Source organism: Flavobacterium sp. XS2P24 (assembly GCF_030010285.1).
Taxonomy (GTDB): Bacteria; Bacteroidota; Bacteroidia; order Flavobacteriales; family Flavobacteriaceae; genus Flavobacterium; species Flavobacterium algoritolerans.
Map to the genome: position 1 here is coordinate 1 of NZ_JASCRU010000022.1, position 18,373 is coordinate 18,373.

Genomic DNA, 18,373 nt, shown 5'->3' on the forward strand with positions numbered 1-18,373 from the left:
TTTTGCTACAAATTCAATCGAAGATATTTTCAAGATAAAACAATGGAAAGACTAATCATTGCTGGAGTCAATCATCAATGGAATGAATTATAGGCAACTAAACGGACAAGCATATAAAAATTTAATCATCATAATTCCTGCCCCAGGGTCTTCTTGCCAAATAATTATTACAACTATGACATTCCCTGCCTATCTGCCAAGTCAACGAAAATTCATGAACTCCTTGGGTATTCTCTATTTTTGAAGTACTTACATCATAGGAATAACCAAAAGTGAAGTTGTATATTTTAATTGAACCAATCAGATTTACTGAAGTCAGAAGATGACTGTCAGTACTTTTCATCATCGGGTTTGTTGCAGCAATGACTCCTATAATAAATGGATTAAAATGCACTATACTACCAAAATCTAATCGGTTATACTGACCTTGTTTCATGAAGTTTGATGTGAGCACTAATTTGGAATTATCCGGTAAGAACGAAAAACCGGGATTGCCGTCCAGATTAAATGAATATCCACTCTGAAGAGTGAAATTCATATCTAATGGCAGCTTACCTTGAGAGTCAAATGCAATATTGGGTGTGTTAAGATGCTTCATTGAAGCTCCAAGCCAAAAATCATCGGTATAAAGCAAAAATCCCGAAGAAATATCAAAGAAATCTATTTTGTTCTGCAGGCGTATAAGACTTGGATCTAAACTACCACCACCAATGCTGCCATCGTTAGTATTGATTTGGTCTTCAAACAAAAGGCTTTTGAAATTAAAATTTTTAGTTCCATAACCTCCTTCTAATCCTAAAATCATTCTTAAACCGGAATAAAAATTATCAAGGTCAAGATTTAGGGAAAATACACCATTGATTTGAGTGTAATTATAATCTGTAAAAACCTCATGCTGGTTTAGGACTGTCAGCCCTATTCCAATATTTTGAAGATTGGAATCATTTGGACGAGAATCTTCTGATAAATTCCCAATTGAGCTGTTGATAAATGCATAATCAGTATCAAGTCTTCTGGCTCCATCAGGCCATTGTGTTCTGTGTAGAATTCCTGTGTTTAAAGTATTTACGGTTCCTGTAAACGCACCGTTCTGCGTTTCAGGAACAAAATAATACTGCGTGAAAACAGGGTCTTGCGCCTTAACTTCAACAATCGATATGGAAGTTAATAGTATGTATATAACAAATTTTAATTTCATTCTCTTTAGTTGCTTATTTTATTAATACAAAAGGGTGATTTTCATTGACAATAGTTCCATAAAAGGTTTCTGCGCTAACTTTACAATAATAATTACCGTTTTCCGCATTCTGTCCTTTTATTTTACCATCCCATCCCTTTAAAGTGTCTCCGGTTTCTGAATAGATTAGTGAACCCCAAGTATCATAAATATCCAGTCTAACATTTTTTAAGGCCTTAGTCACTGGTCTGAATGTATCATTAATACTATCATTGTTCGGTGTGAAGGCAGTGGGAACAACAAATAAATATCCTTTTTCAACATTAAAAGTAATTTTTTGCACATAGATGCATCCAAAAGGATACGTAACGGTTTGTGTTACCACATACTCTTTTGGATTTATGAAGGTATGCACTGGGTTGAGTTCTGTTGAAAAGGTACCGTCGCCAAAATCCCAGGCTACAGATACAAAGTCACCAGTTCCAGTATTGGTAAACTGTAAAGGGTCATTTATGGAATACGTGCCATAAGTTAAATATGAATATGAGGTTGCATTAAATGAAGGCGTTCCAAGTGTGGGCACATCAACATTGAAAGTGTAATTTGCTTTACAACCCAGAGCATCGGTTACATATAGTATAGCTGTTCCGTTTTGATTGGTATTCATCATTTCATTATTCACACCACTTACGGTTCCGCTTGACCAAACCAATTGATAGGGCGGAACTCCACCAGAAACTTGGGCTACAAAAGTTTGTTTAACGTATTTGGTTTCACAATCAAATTCGGTTTTGGTAACTACTCCAGTCACGATGGGTGGTGGTCGGTTGACACTATATTGGGCTTGCTTGGAGCAGCCATTGGCATCTGTTACCGTAACCAAATAATTTCCTGCTGGAATACTCACTAAATCTTCGGTTGTCGCACCGTTGGACCAGGCATAGGTAAATGGTGCCGAACCACCTGCAACGAGAAGATTTATTACTCCACTATTAGCATTATCACAATCAAACGCATTAATGACATTGGCTGAGAGCACTAATAATTGAGGTTCCAATATAATGAAAGTTCGGGTAATCGTACAAGGCTTGCTGTCAACAATCGTAACCGTGTAAGAACCTGGGCTTAGATTATTTCTAGTCAAACCAGATATACTTCCATCGCTCCATACAAGTTTTAGTGGAGCAATTCCTCCTGCTAAATTCAGATTAATACTTCCATCGTTGGTACCAAAACAAGAAATGTTTTTGACAACTGGATTGATAGTAAAAATGGGGGCTTCGGGAATATTTACATTCAGTGTTTTTATACAATTATTAGCATCAGTAATTGTAATGAGATAATTTCCCGCCGAAAGATTGTCCTGGAAAGTGCCACTTCCGAGATTGTTCCATAAAATTTGATAGGGAGCAAGACCTCCAGAAACTACAATGTTAATGGATGCATTATTATTACCATAACAGATAATAGGCGTTGTGGTTACCGCAATATTAATTTCTGGAGTTTGTGTTAGTAGCACCGCTAAATTTTTGGTACAACCCGAATTATCGGTGACCAGTAAATTATAAGTCCCCGCGAAAGTCCCCGTTAGATTTTGATTGAAATTTGTGAAACCATTTGGACCTGTCCAAGCATAAGTATAGGGGTATGTTCCTCCAGCAACATTTATCGTTACTGCTCCTGATGGTTGTCCAAAACATAATATATTGGTTTGGTTTCCTAAACTTAAAGCTAAAATGGGAGGTTCGGTAATCGTAAAAGAGGCTGTTTTTGGTCCACAGTTATTAGCATCTGAAACGGTAACTGCATAAGTTCCGGGACTCAAACTTGATAAATCTTCTGTAATAGCATAAGGTAATCCATTTTTTGTCCAAGCGATTTTATAATTTAATATGCCGCCAGTTATTGTGATTTGAATTTCTCCATTGGCAGCATTAAAACAGGTGATGTCTTTTTCTAAATCGTTGGTAATAGTAATGTCTTGTGGTTCTGTAATAGTATAAGTTTCATTAATTGGGCAACCTCCTGCATCTATAATCGAAAGGTTATAATCACCAGGAGCTAAACTAGAAATACTTGGTTGCGAAGACGTAAATCCATTTGGACTTGTCCAAGAAATGGTATAAGGCGCACCAGAACTAAACGGGATTCCACCAGTGATATTTGTTTGAATAGCACCATTATTAACTCCAAAGCAAGTACTGTCGGTTGAAGTGATATTTGGAGAAATGGCAGGATTTACCGTAACTACAATGGTAAAATTAGTAGCAGTGCAAACTCCTGAAAGTGGCGTAACGGTGTAAGTAACCGTTGCTGGACTGGTTGTGGTGTTAATTAGTGTTTGGCTAATTTCAGTTTGTGGATTTGATTGTGCCGATGCTCCTGTTATAGAACCAGCTGGAGAAATATTAGGATTCGTCCAAGAGTAAGTTGTTCCAAGAGGTACAAAATCGCCACCTAAAGTAACGGGAGTAATTGTGAAAGAATTATCACTACAAATTAGGGATGTTTTATTTGAAATTACGGGATAAGGATTGATTGTAACGGCTGCAATAGTTGATGTTAGACTGGAGCATCCTCCTGTTGATAAGGTGATGATGCAATAATAATATAGAGTTCCAACAGTTGAATTTGGAGGGCTATAAGTTGCATTTACTGCAGTTGATATAGCAGTACTTCCTACTATACTATTGGCACTATTGGAATACCATTGATAAGTAGGTGTTCCAACTCCGTTTATGTAGCTTACGCTTAAAATTGTGGGCGTTTGTCCAATACAAATTGTGCTTGATACAGGTTGTGATACAATTGCAGGAGATAAATTAACGACAACAGTTGCCGTTGCGCTGCTAACATTACAACCCGAACCATTGGTTTGCTTGATTTCACAATAATAAAACGTTGTTCCTGTTGTTCCGGTCGTAGGCAAATAAGAATCACTTGTTGCTTCTGAAATAGGGGTACCTGATGTTGTGTTATTACTGGTATTCGAAAACCATTGATAGGAATAAGCAGCACTAATTCCACCCGTTGCCGTTAAAGACAAACTTGTCGGAACCACGTTTTGACAAATTGTTTGAGATGTTAGGGGTTGTGATGTAACTACTGGATCTGCCACAATTACAATTTCAGCGATATCGCTTGTAATTGGTCCACAGCCATTACCACTTAAAGTTACGACTGTATAATAGTAATAATTGCCACTTGTTGTAAAAACGGAAGGCGTATAATTGGCATTTGTTGCACCTGAAATGATAGTACCACCTGTATTGGTATTCGTTGTATTCGAGAACCATTGGTAATTGGAAGTTCCTGTACCTCCCGAAAAAGCTAGACTTAATGGGGTCGAAATTGTGGTGCCTACACAGATGCTTTGTGTTGGTGTTGGTTGTGTACTAATTGTCGCTCCTGCATTGATAGTGACGGTTGCAGTATTTGAGGTAATGCTCGAACATCCTCCAGAAGGCAACGTGATAATGCAATAATAATACATTGTACCCAAAGTTGATGCTGACGGAGTATAAGTAGAATTAGTTTCTCCAGAAATGGTAGCTCCAGTAGTTGTATTATTGGCACTATTGGAATACCACTGATATTGAGGAGTTCCAGTTGCACCACTAACCGTAATCGACAAAGTTGTTGGATTACCCCCTTGACAAACTGTGCTGGAAGCGGGTTGTGTAATGGAGGGTGTAGAAATTACAATAATTGCTGCTGTTGCACTGTTAACACTGCATCCAGTAGTGCTATTTTGACTAACACTGCAATAATAATATTTCGTGCCAACGGCACTTGTTGGCGGAGTATAACTATTGCCTGTTGCTCCCGTAATTAATATACCTCCTGTATTGGTATTGGTCGAATTGCTGTACCATTGATAGCTAAAGGTTCCATTTCCTCCAGATGCCGTAATGTCCAGATTTAAAGGAGTTGCATTTTGACACAAAATTTGTGAAGCAGTTGGTTGTGTACTAATTGTTGGATCAGCAAACACAATTACTTCAGCCACATTGCTGGTGGCAGGCAAGCAACCATTTCCATTTAAGGATACTGTTGCATAGTAATAATAATTTCCCGGAATTGTAAAAGTAGGAGGTGTGTAAGTGGCAGAAGTTGCTCCAGTAATTAATGAACCGCCAGAATTAGAATTTATGGTATTGGAATACCATTGATGACTGACAGTTCCTGTTCCGCCCGAATAACTGATGCTTAGCGCAGTTGGAATAGTAACACCAACACAAAGATTTTGAGTAGGTTTGGGTTGAGTAGTAATGGTAGCATTCGGCATTATAGTTACCGTTGCCACATTGGTTTTAATATTCGAACATCCACCAGTGGGCAATGTGATGACACAATAGTAATATAATGTTCCTGCCGTTATTGATGGCGGAGCATAAGTTGCATTAATTTCTCCAGAAATTGTAGTTCCAGAAGTGGTATTGTTGGTACCATTGGAATACCATTGATAAGTAGGAGTGCCGGTTGCTCCAGTAACTGTAACGGATAAAACAGTAGGAGTTCCACCGATACAAATCGTGCTTGAAACTAATGGTGTAATGGTGGGTGCAGAATTTACAGTAAACAATGCAGTTGTTGTACAATTATTAGAATTGGTATATGTAATGGTTGTATTTCCTCCTGAAACTCCTGTTACTAATCCTGTTGAGCTAACAGTTGCAACTGTAGCGTTTGAAGAGGTCCAAGGAGAAGATGTTGCCGCCGTTGCCGAACCTAATAATTGGGATGTAAAACCAACACAAGAAAACAAATCTCCAGTTATGGTTGGCGAAGGATTGATTGTGAATGTTTTATCAGTTGCAATCGTAGTGCCACATTCATTGGTTACCGATAAAGATACGGTATGATTTCCGGCAGTAGTATAACTTATTATTCCTGGAACTGCCAAAGTCGATGTTGCTGGTGTTCCTCCAGGGAAACTCCAAGCATAAGTTGCATTTGCACAAGTTGGAACTGTTGCTGTTGGATTTATAGATGTGGAATTTCCTGTTTGGCAAACATTTGCAATTGGATTTATACTTACGGTTGGTGGTTTCTTGATAGTAACTATTTGTGAAGTAACTTGTGGAGGCGAGCAAGAATTTGTCGCTGCAAGTTTAATGGTATAAGTTCCTGATTCTGTAAAATTATACGATGCGTTTGTTGTGGTTTGGTTGGGAATTGCTGTAATATTTGTGCCGCAATAGGCAGGAACGTAGGTTACATTCCAAACATAAGTTGGTGTTGTACAAGAATTCGTTGTAACGGTTGTATTTGTTGCTGTAATAGTTTGTGGTGTGCAACCCGAAATAGTATTAAGAGTGAATTGAGGATTTAATGGAGCTTCTATGCAGATTTGTTGTGTTTTTGTTGTTGTTCCGCATCCATTTTGAGCTGTTAAGGTAACAGTATATGTTCCCGTGTTTATATAGGTATGATTAATGTTTTGAGGAGCAGAAATTGCAGTTGTGACTATAGGTGAACCATCTCCAAAATTCCATGTAAAAATTGAGCCTTGGGTACAATTTTGTCCATATCCAGAAACAGTTGTGTTTGTAAACAAAACTGTGTTGTTAATACAGCTGTTAATTGGTGCTGTAAAATTTGCTGCGGGCTTTGTTAATACAGATATATTTCCTAATGTAAACGGTGTAGTACCGCATGCATTGGTTACATCTAATTTGACCTCAAAACTAGTGGCGGGACAACTACTTGACGAGTAAATATGGGGAATTGGGTAATTAGCTGAATTTGCAGGGGTTCCCGGATTATAATATATGGAACTATTTAATTGATTTTGAGTCAAGATAGTTATCGGCGAACCATCACTATAATCAATTTTATAAGTTGTATCGAGAGAATTACTGCCCCAATTCGATATTGAAAATTGTAAATTTGACGTTGGAGTACACAAATTTTGTGTAGAACCTGGACTATTTAAGCCACCAAGTGGATTGGAAACATTTTTGATTATATAGGTTTTGGAATTTACACAACCATTATTTCCATTTGCAGTTATAGTCATTGAGTAAGCTCCTACGGCTATGTATGTATGAGAAATAGGAAAATTTATATTATTTTGCGTATTCCCATCGCCCCAATTTATAGAAAATGATGCAATACATGTTGAAACGGAACTATTTCCAACATTAATCGAGTATACAGAATTTGTAGATGCATTTCCGCAGTTATTAAAAGGCTCAAATTGATTGTTAATGTCATTAAAATTAATATCCGGTTTTTGTTTTACGGTTATAGTCTTTGTTTTGGGTACTGCACAACCACCAGCTGTAACGGTTAACGTAACATTAAATGTTGCAGTATTACATCCTAATGAAGTAAATGAATGACTTGGATTTTGTTGCGTTGAAGTGGTGCCATCCCCAAAATCCCATGCATAAGTATAAGTTGCAGTACCAGTTACGGAAGAAGAAAATTGAATAGCTGTTCCTGAACAACTATTGTCATTGGTAAAGGTAAAATCCACGACTGGAAGAGCGGTCACTGTTACAATTGCAACACCAGAACTGGATTGTTCAGGATTTGGATTGGCAGCATCGTGGACACTAATTAAATTATAAGTGAAAGTACCAGCTGCACCAGTTGGAGCAGAAACGGTAACACTATTTCCAGAAGTTGTTGCTATAGTTTGATTTCCAGCAACACCAGTCACGGTATAAGTAAACGTATAAGGAGCAGTGCCTCCAGAACCTGTAAATGTAATTTGAGGAGATGTGGCATTTTGACAAACAGTTGTTGTCCCAGAAATAGTTGCCGTTGACAATGCCAAATTGTTCACAACATTATCGGTGACACCGATTTTTATAGTTTTCTTAAGGTCTATACTTTTTGCACTTAAAATACACCCATTACTTATTAGAATAAATAAAAAAATAATCTTGTAGAATTGTTTCATAATTGTGCATTAATTCAGCCAACGTATATTATAATTTTTACATCGGAGGAAAGTGGTTTTGCCAAATATAATGTAATGCTTTTCGATTCCTTTACGGTTTTCCGTAAACAAGTCGTTTCTAGTAAAATAGTTTTGTTGATTTTAGTGTTGTTAAATCGATGGCAATAATGGATTCACTTTCTAAAGCATTTACGTATTATTGTAAAGCGGCCGGTATCGAAAAGGATATGAACACCAAATAAAAGAACCTTTGATCAAAATGTCAAAGGTTCTTTTTTAAAATAATAAGTGCATGGCTGGGTTAAATTGGTTTTTGAATTTTTAATAGATGCGGAAGAATTTGTATCTCGATTTATAAAATTCCTCACTCCCTTTCCTCACTGAAGTCCTCACTTGAGCGTTTTAAAGTCTGTATTTTCGAAATATTATTTCAATAAAAAACCCTAACATATTGATGTTAGGGTTTTTGCTTTGGTAGCGAGACCGAGATTTGAACTCGGGACCTCAGGGTTATGAATCCTGCGCTCTAACCGACTGAGCTATCTCGCCATGATTCCGGGTGGATAACCATCCCTGAATGCGGGTGCAAATATAAAAATAAAATTAATGCTTGCAAGCATATTTTTAATAAAAAAAAATATTTTTAAAAACGCTTTTTTTTCGGAGTTATATTCTATATATTTCGAAAAAAATAAATGTAGCTCATGGATCAAAAAGTACGTTACGAAATCGAGTTTCCAATAAATTCTTCGCCTCAATTATTGTATCAATATATATCTACTCCGTCAGGTTTATCTGAATGGTTTGCTGATAATGTGAATTCTCGTGGTGAGTTTTTTACCTTCATTTGGAATGATTCCCAAGAGAAAGCTAGACTTGCTTCAAAGAAAACAGGTGAAAAAGTAAAATTCAAATGGGTTGATGAGAATAGTAAAGACACAGAATACTTTTTTGAGTTGCATATTTTAGTGGATGAACTTACCAAAGACGTTTCTTTGATGGTAGTTGATTTTGCAGAGAAAGATGAGGTTGATGAGGCTACATTATTGTGGGAAAATCAAATCTCAGACCTTAAACATCTAATAGGTTCCGTATAGTAAAATAGTATTTTATAACTTATATTTGCCCTGAATAAAATTTAGGGCTTTTTTTATGATTAATTTTAATGGAACTATTGTATCTGAGGATGCTAATATATTGACACAAAACCGAGCTTTTTTATATGGCGATGCCGTTTTTGAAACGGTTAAAATAATAAACAATAAAATCCTTTTTCTCGAGGATCATTATTTTAGGTTAATGTCTTCAATGCGTGTAGTTAGGATGGAAATTCCAATGAATTTCACCATGGAATACCTTGAAGAACAAATACTTTCTTTAGTCGCAAAAAATCAAGTGCTAAATTCTTCTCGTGCTCGAATTACCGTTTATAGAAATGACGGTGGATATTATTTGCCGCAAAATAATTCGGTATCTTTTCTAATTCATTCAATAGCGCTTGAAAATACGTTATATTCAATTGAAAAAAAGCAATATGAAGTTGATTTATACAAGGATTTTTACATCACAAAACAATTGCTTTCGTCTATTAAAACGACCAATAAAATTATAAACATAACTGGAAGCATTTTTGCAAATGAAAATGGTCTAGATAATTGTTTGCTGTTGAACGATAGTAAAAATGTTGTAGAAGCTTTACAGGGTAATATCTTCATGCTATTGGGTAGCAAATTAGTTACACCTCCGGTTTCTGAAGGATGCTTAAATGGTGTTATGAGAAAACAAATTCTAAGTTTAGCTAAAAAACTAGGAAATTTAGAAGTTGTAGAGGAAGTAATCTCACCATTTGACCTTCAAAAAGCAGATGAATTATTTATTACAAATGTCATAAAAGGAATTCAACCGATAACACAATACCGAAAAAAAGCATTCAGTACAAATGTATCTGTTGAATTGTTAGCGAAACTTAATGAAATGATCAGTACAACTTAATTTAAGTATGGATTTTCAGGGGCATTAGACCAGATGATATATTCTCCTCCCAATTCCATGATTTGCTCTTTCCAGAAATGAGTTGCTGATTTTCCAATTATTTTATTCTCGTAGCTATTCGCGGTAATAATCCAGGAATGACTTTCCATTTCATTTTCTAGTTGGTTTTCATTCCAACCTGTATAACCTAGAAAGAATCGGATGTTATCGTTGTTAATGGCTCCTTTGTTGATTAATTCCTTTGTCGATTCAAAATCACCTCCCCAGTAAATTCCATTAGAGATTTCGATGCTATTGGGAATCAATTCTGGGATGTTATGTATAAAATAGAGGTTGTCTTGTTCTACCGGACCGCCATTATAAATCTTAAATCGCGCGTCTATATCCGGAATTAAATCATGTATAGTATATTTCAAGGGTTTGTTAATTATAAAACCAACTGATCCTTCTTCGTTGTAATCAGCTAATAAAATCACCGATCTGTTGAATGATAGATCCCCAATTATCGTAGGCTCTGCTATAAGCAAATATCCTTTCTTTAATTTATCTGTAATCATCGGAATGAGTTTTTTTATTAAATTTAAGTTTTTTATTATAATAATGCAAAATAAAATCGTTGAAACGCATAAAAAAACCTTCCATCTGGAAGGTTTTGATTATATTGGGGGAACTAAAATTAGTTTACCGCACCTTCTAATTCTGCACCTGCTTTAAATTTTACTACATTTTTAGCAGCGATTTGGATAGTTTTTCCTGTTTGAGGATTTCTACCGTCTCTTGCAGCTCTAGCAGAAACAGACCATGATCCGAAACCTACTAAAGATACTCTTCCACCTTTTTTCAAAGTTCCGCCTACATTACCTAAAAACGACTCTAAAGCCAATTTTGCTGCAGCTTTAGTAATTCCTGCATCAGCAGCGATAGCATCGATTAATTCTGATTTGTTCATAATAATTAGTTATTAATTGTTGGTTAAAAAAATTGTTAATACACAAATTTAGTAGGAAATACGTTCCTTGCAAGTGTTTTGCTTGATTTTAGTTTATTTTGTTAATAACTTATTTCTTTTGTTAATAATTAGAAAGTTATTTCTTACTAAAATCAATAAAACACCCGTTTTTATTGATGTTAATGAGCCTTTGCTTCAGCTGAAAATGCAATTCCATTAAGTAATTCTGCCGTATTCATCTTCTTTTTGCCTGGAAACTGCAAACTTAGCACTTGAATAAATCCATTTTCTACCGCAATCTTCATTTCTTTTTTGGTACAAATCAAACTTCCAATGCTGTAATCATGATCCTCTAAAACAATTTTAGCTTCGTATATTTTTACATTCCATTCTTCATTTTTGTCCTGAACGAAACACCAAGCTGCTGGATATGGACTCAAACCTCGAATTAGATTGTTGATTTCTAAAGCCGGTTTTGTCCAGTCAATTTTGCAATTCTCTTTATTAAGTTTGTAAGCCGTTTTAATATCGGCAGTGTCTTTTTGAATAATTGTGGATACATTACCTTTTTCAATCATCTCCAAAGTATCAATAACAGTCTTGCTTCCAAGATCCATTAATCGGTCATGCAATTGACCCGCATTTTCGGTTTCATTGATAGGTGTTTCGGCACTAAAAATCATTGCGCCGGTATCAATTTTGTCATCTATAAAAAAAGTAGTCACACCTGTTTTTGTCTCCCCATTTATTATTGCCCAGTTTATTGGCGCTGCTCCGCGATAATTCGGCAGGAGTGAGGCATGAAGATTGAAAGTGCCTAACGCTGGCATTTCCCAAACTACTTTTGGCAACATTCTAAAGGCAACTACGATTTGTAAATTAGCATTCAACGATTTCAATTCCGATAAAAAAGTTTCGTCTTTAAGATTTACAGGCTGTAATAAAATAAGATTATTAGCCAGCGCATATTCTTTTACTGCTGAATATTTTAATTTTTGTCCACGACCGGCAGGTTTATCTGCGGCAGTAATGACACCCACAACTTCGTAGTTGTTTTTGAGTATGGTATCTAATATTCCCACTGCAAATTCGGGCGTTCCCATAAAAACAATTCGTAATTTTTCCATTATGATTTTAAAGTATATTTATTATTTGGTTTAACCAAAATTGTGTTGTTTTCTAATAAATTCTGAAGTGCAAAGATAACTTCGTCAGGGTTATTTTTAGTTCTGTTTTGTATGTCTCTCGAATTTAAATCTTCAGACTGTAATAAAGCTATGATTGCTGCAGAAAGTGACGTGTTGTCTTTTTTCTTGTTTTTCTTGGTAATACAAAAGGAACAAATTCCACAATCAACATCCGTTTTTTCTCCAAAATAATTCAAGATAAGCTTGTTCTTGCAAACCTTTTTTTCGGTAATATAATTCAGAACGGATTGAAGTTGTTCTTTCTTTAGTTGATTTTGATTTTCTAAATATTTTGAAACCCTACTGATAGTTCTTTCATCTTCCCGAACTTCATTAAAAATTAATGTGGAATCATTATTTTTCGAATGGTACTCAATAATTTCTTTTCCTTTTAATTTATGTAAGACCGTTTGTATTTCAGCTTCCTTGTGATTTGATTTTTTGGCAATCAATTGCAGGTTGAAAGCGGTTTGCATTTCATAAATTCCGGGATAGGTTCGCAATATTGCTAAAATAATTTCTTCGTCATTCGGATTCAAACTCATATAACGAATCACTTCTTTGGAAGGAATAAGAAATTGTAATGTAATTTTTTCAGAAAACTCTTGAGACAAATTGATAATTCCTTGTCTGTCCAGAAATTGCATTGCATTGTATGTTTTCAATGTGGGGAATTCATATTTTAAACAAAAATGATTCAAATTGAATGTAAACTGCTCGTTGATTCCTTCTCCGTAAGCTATCTGAAAATAATTGCAGAGTTTTACATACATGAGATTCAAGAACTTTTTATCAGGAAGAATATTTATAAATTGGTTTTCAGCCTGAATTATATCCGAAGGGCTTGTTAGTAAGACAGCATAGGCTTTTTCTCCATTTCTTCCGGCACGTCCCGCTTCTTGGTAATAATTCTCTAAATTTTCAGGTAGTTGAATGTGGATTACTGTTTTTACATTGGCTTTGTCAATTCCCATCCCGAAGGCATTGGTGGCCACAATAACCTGAACGTCTTCATTCATCCACAATTGCATGTTTTTATCTTTTTCTTTGGACGAAAGTCCGCCGTGATAATATGTTGCTTTAAATCCTAACGAATTCAGTTGTGCCGAAATGTCCAGACACGATTTTCTGTTTCGAACATAAATGATAGATGATTCTGGATTTTTCTTCAGGATTTGTTCTATTCTGAAAAGTTTGTCTTCTACTTCAAAAACCATGTAGGCTATATTTTCTCTTGCAAATGATTTCTCAAAAACGTGTACATCATGCAATCCAAGTTCAGTGATGATATCTTCTTTGACTTTTGGAGTTGCAGTAGCCGTTAATGCAAGGAAAGGTACTTTTGGGAAATGTTTTTTTAATGCCGAAATCTTCAAATAAGCAGGTCGGAAATCGTGTCCCCATTGTGATACGCAATGCGCTTCATCAATGGTAATTAAGTTTATGGGAAGGCTTTTTATTCGTTCCAGAATCCAGTCAGATTGTAAGCGTTCCGGAGATAAATAGAGGAATTTATAATTACCGAATTGGCAATTGTCCAATAAATCAATCATTTCTTCGGATCTGATGCCTCCAGTTAATGCAATGGCTTTGATATTTCGCTTTTGCAAATTAACAACTTGATCTTTCATCAGCGCTACTAATGGCGAAATTACCAGACAAATTCCCTCGTTCATCATTGCTGGAATCTGGAAACATATAGATTTTCCTCCTCCGGTTGGCATCAATGCAAAGGTATCTTGACCACTTAAAACGGAATCAATAATTTCCTTTTGCAGCGACCTGAATTTGTCGTGTTTCCAATATTTTTGAAGAATAGCTAACGCTTCTTGCATAGATTACAGATTTCAATTCGTAGAAAAAATCCCAAATTGTAACTTCCAAACTTGAAAATTATTTAGAAATTTCATCTAAGATAAAAAGAATTCTGTTATCCAGAGTATCTTTAGGAACTTCTATGAGTTCGTAGCCGTAACTTTGATACGTTTCAGTAAGGTGATTATAGATAAGTTTAGCTTGTTCGAAGTTTTCATAACGTTCGTGATCGCTAATATAAATTTCTTCCCAAGGCGGAAGAATGAAGATTTTTGAGTACGTATGTTCGCGACAAGCGATGTCAAAAGACGCAGGATAGCTATCGCCAATGTAATGCATGTAAGCCAAAACATCTGGAATTCCTCGGTCAATAAAAACGATTTCATGTGGCTCTTTGGAAGCATTATGAAATTGTTTTTTTCTTCCTTCAAGGAGTAATTCGCTGAATAAGAGTGGTTTTTCGAGGAATAATTGCTCAATTCCTTGTTTTTTTGCTTCCAAAGTTACTTCCCGTGAAATTTCGGGATAACAACAATGTCCTTTGGCTATCAATCCATCGATGATAGTTGTTTTACCTGTTCCTGGACCGCCAATGATAACTATGATTTCTTTCTGCACCTTTAAAAAATAAGGGGCAAATTTACTTAAACTTATTCGGATTTGAAAAAATGATTGCGGTTAAAATAATATTAGGTAAAAAATCATAATTCAAAATTCATAATTTACGTTTGAAACTGTATATTTGCCTTTATTTTTAAATGAAAAATGGATAAGAACACTCAAGAATTTTATGATAGATTAAAAGTAGAGTTGGACATGAGCAATACATGGCCGGCAGAATACTTGTTTAAATTTATTGTGCCAACTGAAGAGGACAATATCGAACGTGTTCAACTGGCTTTTGATTGTATGGGAGCGGTCATAAAAACGACAAAATCTAAGACGGGTAAGTTTACCAGTATATCTGTTGACGTAACCATGAAAGATTCACAAGAAATAGTAGATAAATACCTAGAAGTTTCTACCATTAAGGGAATTATTTCTCTTTAGATACAAAACTAAATTTTGATGCATATACAATCGAATGATTGCAAATCTTCGAAAAAGAGCATGTAAGATTAAAAAATATACATTCGAATATGAATTCAAAATATATTAAAGAAAACTCGAACGATGTGGTGCATCATTTGGAATATAATGCGGAAAGATCGCATTTGATTATTCCAGAATATGGACGCCATTTGCAAAAATTAATTGATCAAGCGACTAAAATTGAAGATGATGTAGAACGCAACAAAGCGGCAAAATACATTATTCAGGTTATGGGAAGTTTGAATCCACATTTGCGTGATGTTCCTGATTTTCAGCACAAGTTGTGGGATCAGATTTTTATTATGTCTGATTTTAAATTAGTGGCTGATTCTCCCTATCCAATTCCATCCCGTGAAGTATTACAATTGAAGCCGGATGTGTTAAGTTATCCTCAGAATTTTCCAAAATACAGATACTACGGCAACAACATAAAATACATGATTGATGTAGCCAATAAATGGGAAGATGGTGAAATGAAAAGTGCTTTAGTGAAAGTTATTGCTAATCACATGAAAAAATCCTATTTGAGTTGGAACAAAGACACTGTTAAGGATGATGTTATTTTCGAACATTTATATGAATTGTCAGACGGTAAATTGAATTTGCTTCAAAGTACCGAAGAGCTTCTTAATACCACTGATTTATTGCGAACCAATAAGCGAGTTTCTAATAAAATCTCACCGGCTGGTCCGCCAAAAATTCAAAGTAATAAGAATACAAAAACTGGAAAGCCAAATCCGATTCACAAAAATCAAAATAGAAAACCGTTGTAAAATTTAGTTATAAGGTATCAATTATAAGTTATGAGTTTAAAAAATCGTAGTTTATCAATTCATAGTTTATTCATTCATAATTCATAATTGTAAAAAAATATGGGAATTTTTAAAATAGAAGGCGGCATTAGTCTTAAAGGAGAAATCACGCCACAAGGAGCCAAAAATGAAGCATTACAAATTTTATGTGCTGTTCTTTTAACCCCTGAAAAAGTGATTATTAATAATATTCCTGATATTATTGACATCAATAAACTAATTACACTTTTAGGAAACTTAGGAGTTAAAATCCAAAAAACAGGATCTGGCTCGTATACTTTTCAAGCTGATGAAGTAAATATTCAGTATTTAGAAACCGAAGCATTCAAGAAAGAAGGCGGTTCTCTTCGTGGATCGATTATGATTGTTGGACCACTTTTGGCACGATTTGGAAAAGGATATATTCCAAAACCAGGTGGTGATAAAATTGGACGTAGAAGATTAGATACTCACTTTGAAGGATTTATAAATCTTGGAGCAAAATTCCGTTACAATAGAGAAGATCATTTTTATGGAGTAGAAGCGCCTAAAGGATTGAAAGGTGCCGATATGTTACTGGACGAAGCTTCAGTTACCGGAACAGCAAATATTGTTATGGCTGCCGTTTTGGCCAAAGGAAAAACAACAGTTTATAATGCTGCTTGTGAACCTTATTTACAACAATTGTGTAAGATGTTAAACTCCATGGGAGCTAAAATTACAGGTGTTGGGTCTAACTTATTGACTATTGAAGGTGTTGAAAGTTTAGGTGGTTGTGAGCATAGAATTCTTCCGGATATGATTGAAATAGGAAGTTGGATAGGTCTTGCTGCAATGACAAAATCAGAAATTACGATAAAAGATGTAAGTTGGGATAACTTAGGAGTAATTCCTAATACTTTTAGAAAACTTGGAATTACCCTGGAGCGTAAAGGAGATGATATTTACATTCCTGCTCACGTAGATGGATATGAAGTAAAAACAGATATTGACGGTTCTATTTTAACAATTGCAGATGCTCCTTGGCCTGGATTTACTCCAGATTTATTGAGTATTGTTCTTGTTGTTGCCACTCAAGCAAGAGGTGATGTTTTGATTCATCAAAAAATGTTTGAAAGCAGATTGTTCTTTGTGGATAAATTAATCGATATGGGGGCTAAAATCATGTTGTGTGATCCACATCGTGCCGTCGTTATGGGACATGATTTCAAATCACAATTGAAAGCCACTACAATGTCTTCACCAGATATTCGTGCAGGAATCTCATTATTGATTGCTGCGCTTTCAGCAAAAGGAACGAGTACAATTCAGAATATTGAACAAATAGACAGAGGGTACGAGCGCATTGACGAACGATTGAGAGCTATTGGAGCTAATATTGTACGTGCATAAATCAAATAAATAATTACAAAAATATCGTTTAAGTACACCAAATAAGATTTGAATCTAACCATTCAATACGGTTTACTTAAACGTTTTTAATTTTAATTCATCTTTAGAAAAAGAGCATGTCAACGGAACAAACAGCGATAAAGGCCACTTATTTTAGTATTATTGGAAATACATCTTTGGCCATTATTAAAGGTCTGGCAGGTTTTTTTGGAAATTCGTATGCTTTAATAGCGGACGCAATTGAATCTACCACGGATATTTTTGCTTCATTTTTAGTTTTATTTGGAATAAAATATTCGAATAAACCTGCTGATAAAAATCATCCTTACGGACATGGAAGGGCAGAGCCTTTAATCACTTTTTTGGTTGTTGGTTTCTTAATCACTTCTGCCACCATCATCGCTTATGAAAGTATCATCAATATTGGTACGCCACATGAATTGCCAAAACCATGGACATTAATCGTTCTAGGGGCAATAATTATTTGGAAAGAGTATTCCTTTCGAGTAGTGATGAAAAGGAGTATTCAAACAAATAGTTCCTCATTAAGAGCTGATGCTTGGCATCATCGTAGCGATGCAATAACATCTGTAGCGGCATTTCTTGGGATTTCAATTGCTTTGATTTTAGGAAATGGATACGAATCAGCCGATGATTGGGCAGCACTTTTTGCTTCAGGATTTATTCTTTATAACAGTTATCTTATTTTTAGACCCGCTTTGGGCGAAATCATGGACGAACATTTATACGATGATTTGATAGAGCAAATTAGAATAGTTTCACTTCAAGTAGACGGAATAATAGATACTGAAAAGTGTTTTATTCGAAAAGCAGGAATGCAATATCACGTAGATTTACATGCAATTGTAGATTCGAATATTACGGTAAAAGAAGGGCATGACTTAGCACATAAACTGAAAGATACGTTGCGGGAGGAAATACCTGAATTAGGTCATGTTTTAATTCATGTAGAACCGAATTAATTTTATAATTTAATTCATTTTGAAATTTATAAAAGCTAAAAAAGGCACAAGAAGATTATTTCTTGTGCCTTTTTTTCTTGTG

13 protein-coding genes and 1 tRNA gene are annotated in these 18,373 nt (G+C 35.3%); 6 read left to right on the plus strand and 8 right to left on the minus strand.

Features of this window, described 5'->3' with window-relative positions; genetic code table 11:
* Positions 1–121: 121 nt before the first annotated feature.
* The 3 genes from QLS31_RS12590 to QLS31_RS12600 form a co-directional block, all read right to left on the minus strand.
* Positions 122–1,198 carry a PorP/SprF family type IX secretion system membrane protein gene (locus tag QLS31_RS12590; RefSeq protein ID WP_282744163.1) on the minus strand — a complete coding sequence of 359 codons (1,077 nt, stop codon included), beginning with the start codon at positions 1,196–1,198 and terminating at the stop codon, positions 122–124.
* 13 nt (positions 1,199–1,211) lie between these two features.
* Positions 1,212–8,090 carry a PKD domain-containing protein gene (locus QLS31_RS12595; protein WP_282744164.1) on the minus strand — a complete coding sequence of 2,293 codons (6,879 nt, stop codon included), beginning with the start codon at positions 8,088–8,090 and terminating at the stop codon, positions 1,212–1,214.
* A gap of 472 nt (positions 8,091–8,562) precedes the next feature.
* Positions 8,563–8,639, minus strand: a tRNA-Met gene (locus QLS31_RS12600).
* Between the two features lie 155 nt (positions 8,640–8,794).
* Here QLS31_RS12600 and QLS31_RS12605 point away from each other — a divergent pair.
* A complete protein-coding gene (locus tag QLS31_RS12605) occupies positions 8,795–9,187 on the plus strand; it encodes an START-like domain-containing protein (protein WP_099716121.1) in 393 nt (130 codons plus the stop codon).
* Between the two features lie 55 nt (positions 9,188–9,242).
* Positions 9,243–10,082 (plus strand): aminotransferase class IV, encoded by an 840-nt coding sequence (locus tag QLS31_RS12610; RefSeq protein ID WP_282744165.1) that lies wholly within the window; start codon positions 9,243–9,245, stop codon positions 10,080–10,082.
* On the opposite strand, the gene QLS31_RS12615 is transcribed toward QLS31_RS12610, so the two are convergent.
* The 5 genes from QLS31_RS12615 to QLS31_RS12635 form a co-directional block, all read right to left on the minus strand.
* Complete coding sequence (locus QLS31_RS12615; RefSeq protein ID WP_121341195.1) at positions 10,079–10,639, minus strand: YqgE/AlgH family protein; 561 nt, start codon at positions 10,637–10,639, stop codon at positions 10,079–10,081. The two genes, QLS31_RS12610 and QLS31_RS12615, sit on opposite strands and share 4 nt — an antisense overlap.
* Before the next feature lie 119 nt (positions 10,640–10,758).
* Positions 10,759–11,031: an HU family DNA-binding protein gene (locus tag QLS31_RS12620; protein ID WP_073017033.1), complete on the minus strand. Its 273-nt coding sequence runs from the start codon at positions 11,029–11,031 to the stop codon at positions 10,759–10,761.
* Between the two features lie 179 nt (positions 11,032–11,210).
* Positions 11,211–12,158: a methionyl-tRNA formyltransferase gene (fmt, locus tag QLS31_RS12625; protein ID WP_282744166.1), complete on the minus strand. Its 948-nt coding sequence runs from the start codon at positions 12,156–12,158 to the stop codon at positions 11,211–11,213.
* The gene (locus QLS31_RS12630; RefSeq protein ID WP_282744167.1) at positions 12,158–14,053 is read right to left on the minus strand and encodes an ATP-dependent DNA helicase RecQ; all 1,896 of its coding nucleotides are present in this window, start codon (positions 14,051–14,053) and stop codon (positions 12,158–12,160) included. The genes fmt and QLS31_RS12630 overlap by 1 nt, the downstream gene beginning before the upstream one ends.
* Positions 14,054–14,111: 58 nt before the next feature.
* Positions 14,112–14,651: an ATP-binding protein gene (locus QLS31_RS12635; RefSeq protein WP_121341204.1), complete on the minus strand. Its 540-nt coding sequence runs from the start codon at positions 14,649–14,651 to the stop codon at positions 14,112–14,114.
* A gap of 147 nt (positions 14,652–14,798) precedes the next feature.
* On the opposite strand from QLS31_RS12635, the gene QLS31_RS12640 reads away from it, so the two are divergent.
* The 4 genes from QLS31_RS12640 (at position 14,799) to QLS31_RS12655 (ending at position 18,291) form a co-directional block, all read left to right on the plus strand.
* A complete protein-coding gene (locus QLS31_RS12640) occupies positions 14,799–15,083 on the plus strand; it encodes a DUF493 family protein (protein ID WP_099716115.1) in 285 nt (94 codons plus the stop codon).
* Positions 15,084–15,172: 89 nt separating this feature from the next.
* A complete protein-coding gene (locus QLS31_RS12645) occupies positions 15,173–15,898 on the plus strand; it encodes a DUF4290 domain-containing protein (RefSeq protein WP_282744168.1) in 726 nt (241 codons plus the stop codon).
* A 99-nt stretch (positions 15,899–15,997) separates the two neighbouring features.
* Positions 15,998–17,308: a UDP-N-acetylglucosamine 1-carboxyvinyltransferase gene (gene murA / locus QLS31_RS12650; RefSeq protein WP_099716114.1), complete on the plus strand. Its 1,311-nt coding sequence runs from the start codon at positions 15,998–16,000 to the stop codon at positions 17,306–17,308.
* 116 nt (positions 17,309–17,424) lie between these two features.
* Complete coding sequence (locus tag QLS31_RS12655) at positions 17,425–18,291, plus strand: cation diffusion facilitator family transporter (protein ID WP_099716113.1); 867 nt, start codon at positions 17,425–17,427, stop codon at positions 18,289–18,291.
* Positions 18,292–18,373: the final 82 nt, after the last annotated feature.